General features: G+C 49.6%; 14 protein-coding genes and 1 pseudogene. 7 read left to right on the forward strand and 8 right to left on the reverse strand.

The genetic code is table 11. The features are described 5' to 3' along the window. Positions 1–5 precede the first annotated feature (5 nt). From uspE to EH207_RS08765, 5 genes are all read right to left on the reverse strand, one after another. Positions 6–959 (reverse strand): universal stress protein UspE, encoded by a 954-nt coding sequence (gene uspE, locus EH207_RS08745; protein WP_137713643.1) that lies wholly within the window; start codon positions 957–959, stop codon positions 6–8. Between the two features lie 126 nt (positions 960–1,085). Then, the gene (gene fnr, locus EH207_RS08750) at positions 1,086–1,835 is read right to left on the reverse strand and encodes a fumarate/nitrate reduction transcriptional regulator Fnr (protein WP_137713644.1); all 750 of its coding nucleotides are present in this window, start codon (positions 1,833–1,835) and stop codon (positions 1,086–1,088) included. A 557-nt stretch (positions 1,836–2,392) separates the two neighbouring features. Beyond that, positions 2,393–4,867 carry a putative virulence factor gene (locus tag EH207_RS08755; protein WP_137713645.1) on the reverse strand — a complete coding sequence of 825 codons (2,475 nt, stop codon included), beginning with the start codon at positions 4,865–4,867 and terminating at the stop codon, positions 2,393–2,395. Further along, positions 4,864–7,851, reverse strand: a complete 2,988-nt coding sequence (locus EH207_RS08760; RefSeq protein ID WP_137713646.1) for a virulence factor SrfB — start codon at positions 7,849–7,851, stop codon at positions 4,864–4,866. The genes EH207_RS08755 and EH207_RS08760 overlap by 4 nt, the downstream gene beginning before the upstream one ends. Further along, entirely contained in the window at positions 7,851–9,245 is a 1,395-nt protein-coding gene (locus tag EH207_RS08765; RefSeq protein ID WP_137713647.1) for an SrfA family protein, read from the reverse strand. The genes EH207_RS08760 and EH207_RS08765 overlap by 1 nt, the downstream gene beginning before the upstream one ends. A 278-nt stretch (positions 9,246–9,523) precedes the next feature. Between EH207_RS08765 and EH207_RS08770 the strand changes: the two genes are divergently transcribed. Further along, on the forward strand, positions 9,524–9,808 hold the full coding sequence (locus EH207_RS08770) for a YciI family protein (protein WP_137713648.1): 285 nt from the start codon (positions 9,524–9,526) through the stop codon (positions 9,806–9,808). 77 nt (positions 9,809–9,885) lie between these two features. On the opposite strand, the gene EH207_RS08775 is transcribed toward EH207_RS08770, so the two are convergent. Further along, entirely contained in the window at positions 9,886–10,152 is a 267-nt protein-coding gene (locus EH207_RS08775) for a YjbD family protein (protein WP_137713649.1), read from the reverse strand. Positions 10,153–10,638: 486 nt separating this feature from the next. Between EH207_RS08775 and xopG the strand changes: the two genes are divergently transcribed. From xopG to EH207_RS08790, 4 genes are all read left to right on the forward strand, one after another. Next, entirely contained in the window at positions 10,639–11,283 is a 645-nt protein-coding gene (gene xopG / locus EH207_RS08780) for a XopG/HopH/AvrPtoH family type III secretion system effector (RefSeq protein ID WP_137713650.1), read from the forward strand. A 227-nt stretch (positions 11,284–11,510) separates the two neighbouring features. Continuing rightward, entirely contained in the window at positions 11,511–11,687 is a 177-nt protein-coding gene (locus EH207_RS18130) for a hypothetical protein (RefSeq protein WP_175413662.1), read from the forward strand. Between the two features lie 331 nt (positions 11,688–12,018). After that, positions 12,019–12,870, forward strand: coding sequence for a mannosyl-3-phosphoglycerate phosphatase-related protein (locus EH207_RS08785; RefSeq protein WP_137713651.1), 852 nt, complete (start codon positions 12,019–12,021; stop codon positions 12,868–12,870). 23 nt (positions 12,871–12,893) lie between these two features. Then, a complete protein-coding gene (locus EH207_RS08790; protein WP_137713652.1) occupies positions 12,894–14,108 on the forward strand; it encodes a glycosyltransferase family protein in 1,215 nt (404 codons plus the stop codon). A gap of 125 nt (positions 14,109–14,233) precedes the next feature. Here EH207_RS08790 and EH207_RS08795 read toward each other — a convergent pair whose 3' ends face one another. Both EH207_RS08795 and EH207_RS18605 read right to left on the reverse strand, forming a co-directional pair. After that, a complete protein-coding gene (locus tag EH207_RS08795; protein ID WP_217496131.1) occupies positions 14,234–14,893 on the reverse strand; it encodes a sulfotransferase domain-containing protein in 660 nt (219 codons plus the stop codon). Further along, on the reverse strand, positions 14,890–14,970 hold the full coding sequence (locus EH207_RS18605; RefSeq protein WP_377805047.1) for a hypothetical protein: 81 nt from the start codon (positions 14,968–14,970) through the stop codon (positions 14,890–14,892). The genes EH207_RS08795 and EH207_RS18605 overlap by 4 nt, the downstream gene beginning before the upstream one ends. Before the next feature lie 531 nt (positions 14,971–15,501). Between EH207_RS18605 and EH207_RS08800 the strand changes: the two genes are divergently transcribed. Together EH207_RS08800 and EH207_RS08805 are read left to right on the forward strand one after the other, a co-directional pair. Beyond that, the gene (locus EH207_RS08800) at positions 15,502–15,852 is read left to right on the forward strand and encodes a DUF1283 family protein (protein ID WP_137713653.1); all 351 of its coding nucleotides are present in this window, start codon (positions 15,502–15,504) and stop codon (positions 15,850–15,852) included. A 93-nt stretch (positions 15,853–15,945) separates the two neighbouring features. After that, positions 15,946–16,188 (forward strand): annotated as a pseudogene (locus tag EH207_RS08805) (DUF1161 domain-containing protein); the annotation flags it as partial. Positions 16,189–16,237: the final 49 nt, after the last annotated feature.

Genomic DNA, 16,237 nt, shown 5'->3' on the forward strand with positions numbered 1-16,237 from the left:
TGGCACTACGCGTCGTCATTTTCTTCTTCAAGGGTAACCGGTGAAACAAAATCATCCGGTTTGATAGCCAGCAGGTCACATTTCAGGTGATCGATAACGTGTTCTACCGTATTACCGATAAACGCGGCGGATAGACCTGTTCTGCCGAGCGATCCCAGCACGACAACCCCAGCCTGCAAATGCTCCGCCAAATCGGGAATCACTTCTTCCGGTAAGCCTTTTTCCACATGGGTGACACTCTCATCCAGATTAAATTTCTGGCGTAATGATTTCATCGCGATAAGGTGCTGACCACGAATGGCATCGTTGTACACGCCGGGATCAAAGTCTGGCAGTTCGATTGCAATATTGATAGGGGTCACTGGATAGGCGCCAACCAAATGGACTTCAGTTTGATTTACCTGTTTTGCCAGTTCCAGCGTTTCGGAAACCAGCTTAATATTGAGGGGGTCATGGTAAGGATCTTCGCTGGCCAAATTGACGGCAACCAGAGCCCGTCCTTCTTCCGGCCAGGGCTGATCCTTCACCATCCACACCGGGCAGGGGCATTTACGCAACAGTTGCCAGTCGGTTGGGGTGAAAATAACGGCTTCTAGTCGATCATGCTGATGCGCCATTTTTAACAACAAGTCATGTTGTCCGGCAATGACTTCCCGGATAATGGCTTCAAATGGCTTATTGTGCCAGACCACTTTGATCTCTATCTGTACGCCCGCATCAAGATAATATTTGCATTGCTCCGCAATCCATTCGGTTCGTTGCTGAATGACGCCTTGCCGCATTTCGGTTCGTTCATCAGGAGAAAGCAGGGTGGTCATCTCATAAGAGAAGTCATAGATAGGCAGAAAAGCCTTGATACGGCCGCCAAGTCGCTGAACCAGATAAACCGCCCGACGCAGCGCTGGTTGGTCATCCTGATTCGGGTCGATAGCGACAAGTAAGTTCTGATACTTTGCCATAGATCCTCCAAACAGCTGTTGATACACAGTCTGTAAATCAAGAGTACTCTATGGGAATCGTTTTGAACAACTGATGATGAGGGCGCCGGATCAATAAAAAAAGCAAATTATTGATCCGGCAAAGGCCTACGTTCTGCGTGGCGTTCCCGCCAGTTCGGAAAGCGCGTCAATATTTTCGATGGTGATGTATTTACCTTTTACCGCCAGCATGCCGCTCTTCTGGAAGCGTCCCAGCAGACGGCTAATGGTTTCAACGGTTAATCCCAGATAGTTGCCGATATCGCCACGAGTCATCGTCAAGCGGAACTCGCGAGGAGAAAAACCGCGTTGAGCAAAACGGCGCGATAGGTTATAAACAAACGCCGCCAGACGCTCTTCCGCATTTTTCTTCGAAAGCAGCAGGATCATGTCCTGGTCACTACGGATTTCACCGCTCATCAAGCGCATCATTTGTTGACGCAAATTAGGCATTTTGCCAGAGAGGTCATCCAGCGTCTCGAAAGGGATTTCACAAACCATAGAGGTTTCCAGCGCCTGGGCGAAGCTAGGGTGTTGCGCGTTACCGATTGCATCGAAACCGACCAGATCACCAGCCAGATGGAAGCCGGTAATCTGTTCATCACCCTGTTCGGTGATGGTATAACTTTTAATAGTGCCTGAGCGGATAGCGTACAACGATTTTAAATCATCGCCCGCTTTGAACAACGTCTGCCCTTTCTGAATGGGTTTTTTCCTTTCAATGATATTATCAAGCTGATCGAGCTCATGTTCATTTAAGGTAAAAGGAATACATAGCTGACTAATGCTGCAATCCTGGCAGTGTATAGCACAACCGCCAGACTGAATGCGTCGAATAATTCGCTTTTCCGGGATCATAGACTTTGCTCAGGCAATAATTGATATCGGTCAATTTTAACAGCTTTTATGGTCGGTGATAAGACTGCGAATTCACTGAAAAGACCAATATAGATGAATAAACGATAAATACTCGCTTGGCGTTGCAGACTCTCGGTCGGTCCGCCCGGATTATGGCAAGGTTGCAATGAAAAAGGGGCGTGTCGATAACTGCGATTGAATGAACGATATAATTTTTTTCTTCCTATTTACGCCATTCTATTGTCAGAAGGTGATTATTTTCATCCGCAACAATTATTAATTCACCGCCAAGCGTTGTCATTTTGTTCAGAAAGAAAAGCTTCATATTTTTTTCTTATCTGAGTGCCGAAACTGAGATCTTCAGTAAAGTGTCGGTATCCGGTAGATATTGCAATAATAAAAATAAAACACGATGAATATCACATAATCACTATAAAAAAGAGGAATAAATCACTAAAAACAGGGGAGAGATATCAACTTTAAAATAGTATTTGTGACTTAAACACCTTTTAAGAATCCGCGCACAAAAACACACGGCGGTTTTTGTGCGCGATGCCTCATTTTTCTACAGGTTTAATCTGCGCCAGAATAGCGCCTAACTGCTCGCGCCGTTCGGCGCTGACTTCGCGTGCTGCGGAGTATCCTGCATTCTGAATAATCATTTCATTCAGACCAACCAGCCAGTCATAGATATAAAAAGCGGTATTATTGGTCGGCGTCAGCGCCAGTTTGGTCAGACGCTGTGAGGCACCGAAGTTTACCGACTGTTTTTCCGGCTTGGCGAAAATTTTGTGACCCCGGTTGATTCGGCTGGCAGGGCGCCGCGCTTCCTCCATTTGCTGGAAGCCCAGCCATGCCACGAAGTCACCCAACACGGTTATCACACGGGAAATCTGGCGGTCGGCTTTGCTTTCGCGGTGTACGCCCAGTTGTTCCGTATCAACCAGCCTATTAACCAGCGCGTCCTCAATATTCAGACGGATACTGGCGGTAATGAGTTCTTCCGCCAAAATTTCAATCGTTGCTTTTGGCACGCCCAACAGCTCAATCAATGGCGCGTTTTCAGGCAGGCTGCGCAGATGATTGATCCAGTAACGATACACATAATGGGCGTACTCGGCTTCATAACCCTGGCCGAGCGCCTGTGCAGGGGAAGATTGTCGTGGCTTGAGTTCGATCGGATCGTTGGCGAACAGATCGATCTCGATCCCGACACCAAAAGGATCGGCGCTGACGGATGGCGCGCCGGACTCCTCGGTTTCTGCATGGTAAGCGCCATAGCTCGTCCGGTCTTGCTGTTTCAGGTAGAGACGGCGCAGTTCATCACGGGAAGGCAACAGGCGCTCCAGTAGCTCGCCATGTACCCCGGTTCTGGTTTGCAATGATTTAAGCAGCGTCTCCGCGATGCGCTGTTTCTCCGCCGGGTCGTCAGTCCCGGCGGGCTGATACCAGTTCCCCAGCAGGTTATCGCTCAGTTCGCGCTGAATTTCACTGAGTTGCTCGCTGAGGCGGCCAAGCTTCACTTCCCGGTGTACCTCAGCTCCCAGCCAAGTCGCCATCCGGGTAACGCCGCGTTTATCCATAGCCAGCATGGTTCCCCAGGTGTCGCCAGGATTGCCGACATAACGCTGTACGGCGGCGTCATAGTTCTGTCCGTGGGTAATGCGTCGATCAAACCGGGTGACCGCCCAAATTAAACCCGGCTTGCGGCGGCTACGAATCTGGGTGTTTTCCCCCTGCGTTTGCCGCACCCAGAAATCCAGCGCTTTGCCAACGATTTTGACATCTTCGCGTTTGCCGGCGGCGGAGCAAACCATCAGGACATTCATCTCCTGATTATCGGTATATCGTTCCAACAGGTATGCGCGTTTAGCGCGTAACAGCGTTTGCGTCAGCGGGTAGTCGTCGCTGCTGGCGTTTTCCGCCGCCTGAAGTGCTTCTGTAGACTCGGTGATATCGCCAAAACCGGGGAAATCCAGAATATCGACTTGCTCAAACAGGGGTTCGCGGGTAGGCGCATGCAGCGGGATCAATAATTCGGCGGTCAGCATCGTTAACTCCGCTTGCGATAGCTCAACGGTTTTCCCCGCACGCCCATTCAGCACCGGGCGAACCAACACGGCGGGGTCTGAAGCGGTGTTGAGTCGCGCCAGCATCGCGCCATTAATCATACCGTTGGTGGGGTGTTGGTTTTCATCGACAAGTATTCTGAGCGGCGCCAGCACTTTACTTGCCCCGGAGAGAGGCTGCAAGGTGTGAGCAAAATGGCGATAAGCTGCGGTCAGCGTGGTGAGTTCGTCCCATAGAAGCGAAAACAGATGCGCGCGATCGTCAATGCTGAGGTAGGGAGCCAACTCCACGGCGACCGGCCAAAAGTGGGTTTCCAACTGCTTTTGCCGTTTGGCATCGTGGCGGGCCAAATAATCCCACAGTTCGACCACTTCATCACGAGTCATACCTTCGACCGGTTCCGGCTGGCGGTGTCTTAGCAGCGTTTTCAGGTGTTCGGTAATTTGATGTTCGTCCCAATCCTCGGTCACGGTCTGCTGATTGAGATTGTGCAAGAAGGCATGCGCCATAATCTTGCCGATATCCACTTCGCTGAGCAGTAACAGTTGTACCGGGAAGGATTTGTTTTTTACACCTGCCTGGCGGCTGAAACGCGTGACCAGCGAGGTGGGCTGATTCGCCGGGTTGATGTGCGTTAGGAAATCGAGCTGTTGTCCTTCAAACGATGTTTCCAGCTTGCCGCTCTCGCCAGATGCCAGCGCAGCAATCAGGTAAGCTTTTCCCGCCTGCGACAAACCAAAGAATCCAATGGCGATCTCTTTGAGCGATACTTCAGAGAGGTGTTTTGCCTTGTTGCGGTGACGGCGCAGCTTGACGATCAGCCGATCCGCTTCCATATCCAGACGCGGCGCATCTTGCCGCGTGTTTTCAATCCAATCGATGGCGTGATCAACGCTCTCAGCGACGGCCTGTAGCTGGTTGTTGAGTTGGATAGAAAGTTGTTTGGGCGTTAAAGGTCTCATTTTCTAAATACGCTCCCACTATCGATCCAGTAATGCGTTGCGCCTGTTCCGCTAGCAGTTAGGGTGTTCAACTTAAGGCGTAAATGTTCCGGAGGAACATGGGCGCCGTCTTCCAGAACGGCATCCGCGATTTCAAAACGTTCCGGGCTATCCTGACCGTCACCTTTGGTTACCGCCAGCCTGACGCGCAGGACGCTGTCGCCAACGACTCTTCTGGCCAGTTCCTGATCGACGATGGATAGGGTGTATAGCGAAGACGCGGGCCAGCGTTCGTTGTCGAGCTGACGGAAGCCCAGACACAGTGAACCGCGCACCTGGAAACTGGCATTCGGATCAAGCTCGAAATCCGCCACATCCAGATCGATATCGCTGTAATACACGTTATCCGTGGTCAGGGCGTTGTTACTGTCCATCATGCCGAGATAGCGGATCGTGGAATAGGGCTGGAAATCCCCGACTTTAAAATAGAAACCCGGCAAGCGAAGATCGAGCGCCAGCAGACACAGCATGGCGCCAACGGCCGCAGTCGACTTCGGATTATCAATGCGTCCGCGTTTATTGAACGGATACCAGTCACTCGTATGGTAGCCGTCCAGCGATAACATGCGGTTAATCGGCAACGGCTGTAAATGCCGGAACAGCGCCTGAATACCGGGGAAACGGGAAGGGCGGCCGGTTAACAGTAAAATATCACAGGAGTAGAGCGACACCACCTCGGACATTAAACGCAGATTCTGCGTAATATTCATGCGGTTAGACAAGAACTCGCCGTGCAACTTGCTCAATTTGAGGATCAGCGGCACCTGTAAAATATCAAACGTATTGTCGCCCACCGGCAGTTCGCGCTGAACTTCGGTATTGATGTATTCCAGCACGTTGGACGTCGGCTGTTGCGTCAGCAACTCGCCAAACGAGGATTCGATTTCGGCGCTGGTATCCAGCGGATCGAAACTTTCATAGGCTTCCAGAATGGCGCGGCCAATGGGGATAAATATCTGTAACGTCACCTGCTGGCGCAGCGTGAGCTGCCCGTCCATACGGCCTTCGCTGCCAAACAGTTTCGCCATCAACCCGTCCGGGCTGGCCATACCGATATTTTTCAACGCCGCCTGAAGCGCCGGTAACACATAAAGCTGGATAATATCGAGCAGGATATCGTCTCCCGCGACCTTGAAGCCCTCGCGGAACAGCAAGCGCGGAATGATTTTGACGTTATTGCCGACGCCGTCATCCAGCAAATATTGCGTAATCGCCAAATCGGTGGTGCCGCCGCCGATATCAATCGACGCGATGCGCAGCGTTTTGCCCGCAGGTTCACCTTCAGCCAATTCTTTATCCGGGCGCGCCATACTGGAAAAAAAGTCTTCGGCCCGTCCGCCAAAATTCACCTGCGCTTCATTATACAGATAGACCATTTGCCCGCAGGTGGCTTCGTCCCATTCGATTTGGACTTCCGGCACCGGTACGCGGCTTTTCTGCTTGTCTGAAAGCGTCGTGAAATCGTCATCCATCGGATGCCAGCCCAGCGCTTTCCACACCAACGCGATCGCTTCGTGCATCCGGCGGCGGAAGATTTCCCGTTCTGGTTTCGGCATCGCCGAAGGCAGCGTCAGAATAATGTTGCGCAGTTGGCGCGGCGCTGAAGAGTGGATCATTTTCAGCCGCTGCGCCGCACTGTTCATCTGCATCATCGCCTGAAGCAGCAGTTCAGACAGCATGAACGTCATGATGGCGCTGCGGCTGTAGTGCGGGGAGAAGACCGGCAAGCGCTCATCCAGCGGTTGGTCGTACAACGGTTGGCCTTCATCATTAAGCAGGATGGTCAGCGGCATGGCGGTTGCCAGCGGTTCACTCTGCGAGTGAACATCCGGTTGACTGAAACGCCAGCCGGGCGCATAGCTCTCTTCATCCCATAAATAACGGCGCGGGCTGGAAATGCCGGTCGCCCCCTCCGTACCCTGACGCAACAACGCCATGCGGCTGGCTTCCCGGCCGACGCGGGTAATGGAAGGCCAGATAAAGGCGTCATCACGACCGCTTTCCACCGAAAAGTTTTGCTTACCGAATTTGGCCTGGGCAAACTCAACACGACTATCAAACAGTTCGTTATACAGGTAATGCGGCTGACTGAGGTCGCGCAGTTGCAGCTCATAGGTTTGTTTCAGACCGTTGTCTTCATTGGCGTGATCTTCAACCAGAATACCGCAGGTATGGGAGTTGCCCACGTCAAGGATCAGATCCACGTTAATTGCGGGTTCTTGCAACGTGCCGGTATTAATGCGAATTTCTGGTACTGATAGTTGGTTGCCCAGCATGTCCAGCAGGTTCATGTAGTGCGCCTGATATTCAAACCCTCTGAGCGCGGCTTTGATCTCCCGGTCATCCCGATGTTCCAGCAGGGTTGCCTGCTGAGTGAACACTTCTCTCAGCCAGCCATCTACCCAGGTATGATCGAGAAATTCACCCAGTTCGTCACTGTGATAGGCCAGCGCAAAACTGCCGCCGGTCTTGATGTCATTAGCATTGGGAGCCAAGGCTTCGTAAGCATGGCCTTCAGGATACACTTTGGTGTCAAACGCCAGACAGATGCGATGGGTATTACCGTCCAAATCCGGCGCGTCCAGCGCGATAACCTGCATCCGCGCCCAGTTATCTGGTCCACCCATGAAGGTGCGCGGCGGATTAAAACGCAAAAAAGGCAGCGGCAACCAGATCTTTTCGAGTAGTTTCAGTGATTGCTCAAGCGGAATACTTAGCTCCGGCTTAACCACTTCCGGTGGCGTTCCCACGGGAGACGGCAGAAAATATTTATCAGTCTGCTCATCATAAATCAGACGCAGTAGCGGCCCATTGGCACTTTTACGGACATATTTATTCGGGAAGTCAATGCGTGATTCCGGTTTTAACGCGAAATCCAGAAATTGGATTCCGCTGTCCTGAATAAGCGTAATTCTTTGTTTGTAATCAGTGATCGTTGCCAGCATTAGGATTTACTCTCACGCTTTATCGTCATCGGGAAGATCGCGTTAGCGTCGTAGCGCCCGATACACTCCGCAGCAGCGCCATTCGCGCTTTGTTTACATACGATTTCAGGCATCTGGAATCTGGAGTCATCGCTGCACCTTGCTTTGGTACGGCTGTTGATAATCAGATTACCGGAGCTCATTAACCCGGCTTCAATATTTGCACGACAAGTAACGCCGTCGCCATGCGTAATTCGCGCGGTGCCTTTACCGTTTTTGATTTGATATCTCAGGCTTGGCGGCCTGCCGGTGATCGGCGGCGTTTTCGCATCAACGGCGATACGCCAGCTTCCATTAAGGAATTTGATTGAGCCCAAACGCACGGCGTCGGCAGGCATCACCAGTTCGTCTTTACCCGCCTGGATCACCGGGGCTTCGGGCTCTGGGGCAGGTGTCGGCGCGGATTCAACTGGCACGGGCGCACTCTCTTTCGGCTCTGTGGCGACAGGCGGTTTCGCTGCCGGTGTTTCCACAACGACCGCCTCAGCAGGCGCGGCCTCTTCGATTACTGGTTCGGCGGATACGATTTCTGGCGGTACAGATAACGGTGCCGCTGAGTTATATACAGGCGTCTCTGCCTGTGGTTCGCGGACGGAAGCAGGCAAGGCGCGTTTTTCTGGTTTATTGGTTGCGGCTAATGGCGCAGGAGCAGGGGACGCGTTTTGTTCGGATACGCATCCTCGAATTTGGAAAGTTAAGACGGCCATTAACGCCGCTGCCGGGAGTAACCACCACCCGATGGTTAGCCAGGGGCTGCGGGCGGGAACTGCTGCGGGTGTGACGACGAGTTCAGGTTTGGGCGCTGAAGGCGTCGCCGGCTCTTCGGGCGGCGCGAAGGACGTGGGAACGGCAACCTCTGGTTCGCTCTCTTTTTCTGCCGGACGCAGGCAATCAAGCGCGTCGGTGCGAGATTTCTTATCCAGATTAACAAAACCCCAGAAGGTCAAAACTGGATTGCCATCAACCAGATAAACATGATTTGGCCCAGGAAACTGAAGCGCTTTCGCCAGCAGGACGCCAAACAATTTCTGACCGGCTTTTTCCGCACTTTGTGCATGTTGGCTGATATCAGCGACGGCGGATTGATAGGCTTCCAGCCGTTTTAACGCCATATCGCGTTCTTTTTCGCTGGCGGCAATCCATGAGGTAACTTTACCTTCGATCGGCGAATACCAGTCAATCCGGTCGCCATTTTCATTGGGTTGGGGAATAGCCAGACAGTCTGCAATCTGCGGTTGTTTTCGCAGACGTAAAGTTTCCCGTAACTGAAGTGCTGATGCATAAACCGGCTGTCCATTTTCGCCCAGCGCCAGAAAATCATCCAAACTTCCACTACGTAAAAATAATTTTGCCACGCAAAAGAGACCTTTTGTGATAGATACCTAAAGCAGAAAATATAGAGTGTAATCTGCGACAGGGTATACCTTAGTGCTAATCAAGGCGAATCAAACGGTTAAAGAAAGGACAAAATTAACAAATATTTCAGCCATAGACGACGTGAAAACAGGGAATACGGGAGAAAAAACGCACTTGTTCCGGTTACAGGGTAAAACGGATAAGGGTTGCCATCTTGCTGCAACTCATCCTTAATCTCAAGTGAATGAATCAGTTACCGTTTAGAAGAGGATGAAGAATGTTTATCGTTAATCTGACCTACAATAAACCGATCGACGTAGTTGAAACCCATCTGGAAGGCCATATCGAGTGGCTGAAGAAGTATTACACACAAGGGGTATTTATCGCTTCCGGTAGAAAAATACCGCGAACGGGCGGAGTGATTTTCGCAAAAACGATGGAACGTCAAGCGCTTGAGACGGTGCTGGCCGAGGACCCGTTCAATGCGGTTGCTGATTACAACATTACCGAGTTCGCGCCATCCATGACCATCGATGCCCTCAATGTATTGAAAGACATTTGATTTTGTACTGAATGGCAGAGTTCTGGTCTGCCATTCAAATGCTTTTCCCCCATTATGCAGACGTTTGATTATCGGGATTAACGCCGGCCACGAAGATTGGTGTTGGCAGACCATTCATACGTCGTTGAAGCATCCGGTTTAAACTTGTTTTTTTTCTTTTCGGCTCGGGACTTTTTAGCCTCAGCCTCTCGTTCTTGCGTTAATTTATCGATGTAATCGTGTTTGATATGGTTATTTTCGGAATTAGTCAGGGGGCGCCCCAGTTTTTTTCTTTCCTGATCGAGCAGGGTTTTCAACTGACGCTGTTCACTTTCGGTCATATCTTTCTGGGTTAATCGAGACATAGGGGGGTGGGTCACCGGGTAAATGAAGATACTTCATTGTAGTGGAAAAAAGGGGGGAGGGTCATGAAAAACTGAAAAAATAGTTAACATCGACAGCCGTATTGATAACGGGAGTAAATAATAATGAAGTTAACAGCGGGGCGTTGTTTTATGATCCAATTTTAATAAAAAATATATCCATATATATTCATAATGCAAATAGAATTAGAATCTATTTCCATATATAAACATATACTGACCTTCCTGTAATAAGAACAAATGGTTATTGATTATAGTTGATGAATGTATTTACATTTTGAGTTAAGACAAGGTGCCTTTAATATCGACTAATATGCCAAGAAGTAGAGTTAAATAAATACTTCTTAGGCGCACATGAAAATGTGTTTGTTTTATTTATATACCCATATACCACGGTCGGCGATATAACCGATAAATTAACCTGCAATTTCAGTATGCTGGGTATATCAATCAGAACGAGTCGTTTATATGAACAATTTTCCAGGAATCAGGATAGGAAGTTATTCATCTCCCAGTTTTGAGAATGATGTTGTCGAATCCCTCAATCGAATCCAGTCAGGCCCAACCGGGCAACGCCTTTTGCAGAAAATATCCGAGATATCTACCCACGAGAAATACGTAACTATTTCGGAAGCGAGTGCTGGACAGGCACCCGTAGCCAGACCCAGATTGACACTTTCCCAAATAAGTAAGTTGGGAAACAATCCAACACAAAGGGATTTTGAGTCTGTGCTAATTAAGGAATCAACCAGTTCCAGTATTATCAATAAAAAGGGGACGGCATCGGAGATACCTTGGAGTAAAATGGCTGCAGAGCCGGAGATAAATTTATCAGGTGTTCCCGTTGCCGGTGCAAATCCCGATAACGCATTCATAGCATTAGCCCATGAACTCATTCACGCCAATCATCATTTGGCAGGAACCAGTAAATATGGTGGCTCGATAACTCAGGATGCTTCATCTGCATCCACAAAATCTGGGAAAGAGGAACTTCGAGCCGTCGGGCTTGGCAAGTATGAGTATGAAAGAACCGGAAAGCCCACGGAAAACTCTATTCGTCGTGAACACGGGCTCCCATTAAGGACGAAGTACTCACGCTCAGGCGCATGGTAATAAGCGCTGTCCGAATTTGCCGGGCTCTGTACGTACCGCCGGGTGGCTTTAACTATTTCGTAAAATGACGCACAGCGGGAACTGGCGTTCCCGCTTATACTTACCTTTGTCGAAGCTCGATAGAAATGTCTATTTGCTTTTTGCTTTTTAGGCGGATGCTCCAAGAAAGTTCTGGCGTTTTCTTTGGCGTTAATTGCGGCGCGGCAGCATTCCTGCGAGGCGGGTTTATGAAGAAGTTCACGACACATCACGAACTGAAAGAGGCATTATTAAAAGATCCCGCATTCCGGGCGGCGTATGAAGCTGAGAGCCAGAACCCGGAGCCGGATTACCAGATTATCCGGCATCACGATGATGGCACCGAGGAAATCGTGTTTGATTCAACACATCAGCACGACCTGTGACAGCTCCGGGAACGCCAGTTCCCGCCCATTCTTAGTTTGGTTCGCATAATGTATATTATGTTAAATTGATTACACTTCGGGGCTACTATTGAAATCATTCAAGGAAACTTGAATCCCCTTCTCAAGCAGAGAGCGCTTCCATGTGTAAGGGAGATGGAATTAGTGTCATCCCAACGTCATTTGCTTAAACACTGATTTCCGCATACAGTTAGTACAGCGATCAATGTCGCACTTCATCTGCATTATCAGGTTGATATCTCAGCCGGCTTTAAAACAACGAACTCATGCCCATCGTTATTATCTGTTTACTTCCGTAAATTATGGAGAACCAATGCCAGTATTGAGCGACAAGCTGATGATTTTCAGCGATCTTGACGGTTCGCTGCTTGATCACGATACCTACAGTTGGGAGCCCGCTCGCCCGTGGCTGGATCGGCTGGCTCGGGGTAGCGTTCCCGTCATTATTACCACCAGTAAAACGGCGGCGGAAATCTGCCCGTTGCAAAGCGAGCTGGGGTTAAGCCATCTTCCCTATATTGCGGAAAATGGCGCGTTGATTGCGTTACCCCCAACGTGGCGTTCGCACCCAGACTACCCGCGTAAGATTTTTGAGGCTGACTACCCTTCCATTTGCACCCTGCTTCGCCAGTTACGGGAGCAGGACGCGTTTAAATTTAAAGGATTCGCTGACATGGATAGCGAGGCGGTCGCCAGCGTGACCGGGCTTTCATTGCAAAATGCTGAACTGGCACGTCGGCGTGAAGCTTCTGAACCATTGTTGTGGCTGGATGACGCCGAGGCGCTAGCGCGTTTTCGTCAGCGCCTTGCTGAGCATGGTCTTTCGCTGACACAGGGCGGACGCTTCTATCATGTAATGGGACAACAGGTTAGTAAGGGACTTGCTGCCTACTGGATAAAAGCACAATTTGCCGATAAAAATGGTACTACGGTGACAACCATCGGTCTTGGTGACGGGCCGAATGATGTCTCGTTGTTAAGTGCGATGGACAATGCCGTATTAATTAAAGGCAAGGGTAATCAATTAGTAGAGTTACCAGGAAACTATGTTGGCCAGTTGTATCGCACGCAGGCCATGGGACCTGTTGGTTGGAGTGAAGGATTGTCGCACTTCATTGGTAAAAGTTTTTCAACGACCAACCCCAACACGGCGCATAAAACATAAATGTAATCTGAGGGAGAAGCACGATGAGTGAATTTTATCAGGATGGAATCATTACCAATTTTCACAATCTTACCCAGCGAAGTGTGGAAGAACTGGAATATGAGTTACAGGTGTTTTCTGGGCAAAACAGCATGGGACTTATCCTCCCTTCCCTTTATTCAGAACTGGAAGGGCCTGCTCTGGATAATATTGTCGACCTGTTATCTCAGGTGCCTTATCTTGGCGAGATTGTAATTGGCTTGGATCGTGCCGACCAGGAACAGTTTCATTATGCCCGCAAGTTTTTTTCCCGTCTGCCGCAACGCCACCGTATCTTGTGGAACGATGGACCCCGGTTGACAACGCTAAGCGATGAACTGGCTGACAGAGGACTGGCGCCAATGGAGCCAGGTAAAGGCCGCAATGTTTGGTTTTGCGTCGGATATACTCTGGCCTCGAGGCGAACGTCCTGCGTCGCGCTGCATGATTGTGACATTGTCACTTACGATCGCAGTATGCTTGCTCGCCTGCTCTATCCGGTGGCGAACCCGCATTTTCATTATGATTTCTGCAAAGGGTATTATGCACGAGTGGCCGAGGGAAAGTTCAATGGCCGGGTCGGTCGGCTACTGGTTTTCCCTTTGCTCAAATCCTTGCAAAAGGTTTATGGCAATTCCGACTATCTGGAGTACATGCGTAGCTACCGTTATCCGCTGTCGGGCGAGTTTGCCATGCGTACCCATATTTTAAATAACCTGCGTATTCCCAGCGATTGGGGACTGGAAATTGGCGTGCTGTCTGAAATTCATCGGGGAACGGCGACGAGTCGTATCTGTCAGGTCGACATCGCTGATAACTATGATCATAAGCATCAGCCGATGTCGGAAGATGACCCTAATTCCGGTCTGCAACGCATGGCGACCGATATTACTAAAGCATTGTATCGTAAACTGGCGATACTGGGCGTGAATATTACGACGGATTCGTTTCGGGTATTGCGCGCGACTTACTACCGCAACGCGCTCGATATGATCGATGCCTTTGAGCATGATGCCCGCATGAATGGCTTGCACTTTGATCGACATACTGAAGAGTCAGCCGTAGAGCTGTTCGCGGATGTCATCACCCTTTCCGGGCAGGTCTACAGCGAAAGTCCGGGTGATAAACCCTTCGTACCTAGCTGGAACCGCGTGCAGTCAGCATTTCCCGATATACTTGAGCGATTGTACAACGCCGTGGAAGCGGATAATCAGGAATAATGGCGGTAAAACCATAATAGCTGTCAACAATCAGCACGGCGTTTATCACATTAATTGACTAACGCAGCTTTCCGGTCGCTAGCCAGTGGGCGCAATCTCTGCCGAGTTCGTCGACGGCCCGCTGTTCATATTGGATGCAGATATCTGAAGGGAGAATGTTCTGCCAGCCAGCGAGCATTTTTCCCTTTACTGAAAAAGGCGTTGCCACCTTCTTTCCAGAGACCGACACCCTGGGGAACGTATCTGGCGGCATGCATTTTCATATAATCGAAACTGCAATGGCGGATTATTGCTTCCCATTGGGATTCATTGATGGTCGTGTCGATAAACTCCGCTATTCTGCGAATCTCGCGGGGCATATTTTCGATCAGATTGGCGAAATGCACGATGTGAACATTTGGTAAATGGCGTATTGACCACCACGAACGAACACTTTCCCAAAATGGCCAGAACGGATGACCGTCTTTATTAAGCCAGTCAGTAAAATAATCGACAATTGAGGACTCAGGGGGCGCCATAACCCGCAAGCGCCCCGCTGTTCCCTCTGCGGCGTTCAGCGTGGGTTGAACTTCCTGCCGGAGAGCCGACTGATGGTCGTAGAGGCTCCAGACAATGTCGCGACCATCGCGGCAAATGTAAATGTATTTAGCCCGTTCGGAGAATACAAGCGAGTCCGCCGGCAGGTGCGTTTTAAGAAAACGCCGGTGGGTCTGGGATTCAACCTGATCTAACTTGGTTGCCTTATCGGGATAAACAGAATCAAGCCAGGGAGATATTTTCGCTATCTACCGTTAAATATGAGTTGAGCGACAATTTGTTGCAATAACATTGTGCCCGCCTTTGCGTAACTGGCAATAACAATATCGTCGTCTCAGTATACAAAATCATTCCAAACCGTCGAATCGAAAAAACGGTTTTCATATTCCCTTGTCTTGACGGGAAGGCCGATCTCCTTCATCTATCTCCCCTTTATTTATCGATAAATCTTTACACTGTTATGTGAATAAATCTTATTGGGTATAAATATAATCTGCAACATGACCACTAATAATTTTCTTCATAACGATCTCCATGTATTGAATTAAAAATACTTGAATTTGTGCCTATCCAAACACAAAGTTAACCTATCAGGGTACTGTTTTTCGGTCAATTATAGAGGCCACAATAGACCCCTTAATTAACTTACTCATCGCGGTTATAGTGTCGTTGAGATGAAGAATGGTATAGTTACCGTATCAATATCCAGGTGGGCGCGGCAATATCGGCCTGCCGTTTTGTGCAGGGAACGCTACTGTTTCTGACGTATTGTTTTGATGATCTTTCGATAAGCTGTTCTTTGTCATAACGATTGTCGTGGCGTTTGTATCAATCCTTTGTTTTGTCAAGGTGAAACATGAACCAATATCCCTTTGCTTCTCTGATCCGGGCTTTGATCCCGCTTTCCATGCTCGCGGCGGCCACGGTCTGGCAACTGACTGCGCTGGCGGACACTCGCCATGTTGTGATTGATTCAGGCGACAGTGTTTTATCCAAAGAGGCCGCCCGACAAAGCAGTGAACAATGGAATTCAACGCGGTCACTGCGTAATAAAGTCAATGCTCGTACCGAGAAAGAGTTCGATAAAGTTGAAAAATCTATCGACGGTCGTGAGAAATGTAACACCAGCTATAATGTGAACGCCTATTGGGAAGCCAATACTGACCGTTGTCTCGACCGTCGGACCGGTCGTCCGGTCACTCCCTGATTTTTAGTCTATCCTTTATATAGTTTCAATATCCGTCTGGTGTGCATAACACCAGACGATTAGCCAGATTTATCCAAATAAAAGGGTGACAATATGAAAAAAATTATCATTGTTGGCACGTTTCTAGGTATGGTTGCCCCTCTGACGGCGCAGGCGTCTTGTGAAAGTGCTAAAGCCGACATCTCACAGAAGATAATCAATAACGGCGTACTGGAATCAGGTTTTTCATTGGAGATTGTGCCTAACGATCAGGTCAGTCAGGTCGGTGGTCAGGTGGTTGGTCATTGTGAGAATGATTCACAGAAGATTGTCTATATCCGTCATGCTGAAGGTGAAGCGGGGACGAATGACGTATCGACCCCGACGGAAAACCCACCGGCACAAC

Source organism: Brenneria rubrifaciens, assembly GCF_005484945.1.
Taxonomy (GTDB): Bacteria; Pseudomonadota; Gammaproteobacteria; order Enterobacterales; family Enterobacteriaceae; genus Brenneria; species Brenneria rubrifaciens.

Bases quoted from the DNA above. Each gene is read 5' to 3' on its own strand.
- uspE (WP_137713643.1), bottom strand. From the start codon at position 959: ATGGCAAAGTATCAGAACTTACTTGTCGCTATCGACCCGAATCAGGAT.
- fnr (WP_137713644.1), bottom strand. From the start codon at position 1,835: ATGATCCCGGAAAAGCGAATTATTCGACGCATTCAGTCTGGCGGTTGT.
- EH207_RS08755 (WP_137713645.1), bottom strand. From the start codon at position 4,867: ATGAGACCTTTAACGCCCAAACAACTTTCTATCCAACTCAACAACCAG.
- EH207_RS08760 (WP_137713646.1), bottom strand. From the start codon at position 7,851: ATGCTGGCAACGATCACTGATTACAAACAAAGAATTACGCTTATTCAG.
- EH207_RS08770 (WP_137713648.1), top strand. From the start codon at position 9,524: ATGTTTATCGTTAATCTGACCTACAATAAACCGATCGACGTAGTTGAA.
- EH207_RS08775 (WP_137713649.1), bottom strand. From the start codon at position 10,152: ATGTCTCGATTAACCCAGAAAGATATGACCGAAAGTGAACAGCGTCAG.
- xopG (WP_137713650.1), top strand. From the start codon at position 10,639: ATGAACAATTTTCCAGGAATCAGGATAGGAAGTTATTCATCTCCCAGT.
- EH207_RS18130 (WP_175413662.1), top strand. From the start codon at position 11,511: ATGAAGAAGTTCACGACACATCACGAACTGAAAGAGGCATTATTAAAA.
- EH207_RS08785 (WP_137713651.1), top strand. From the start codon at position 12,019: ATGCCAGTATTGAGCGACAAGCTGATGATTTTCAGCGATCTTGACGGT.
- EH207_RS08790 (WP_137713652.1), top strand. From the start codon at position 12,894: ATGAGTGAATTTTATCAGGATGGAATCATTACCAATTTTCACAATCTT.
- EH207_RS08800 (WP_137713653.1), top strand. From the start codon at position 15,502: ATGAACCAATATCCCTTTGCTTCTCTGATCCGGGCTTTGATCCCGCTT.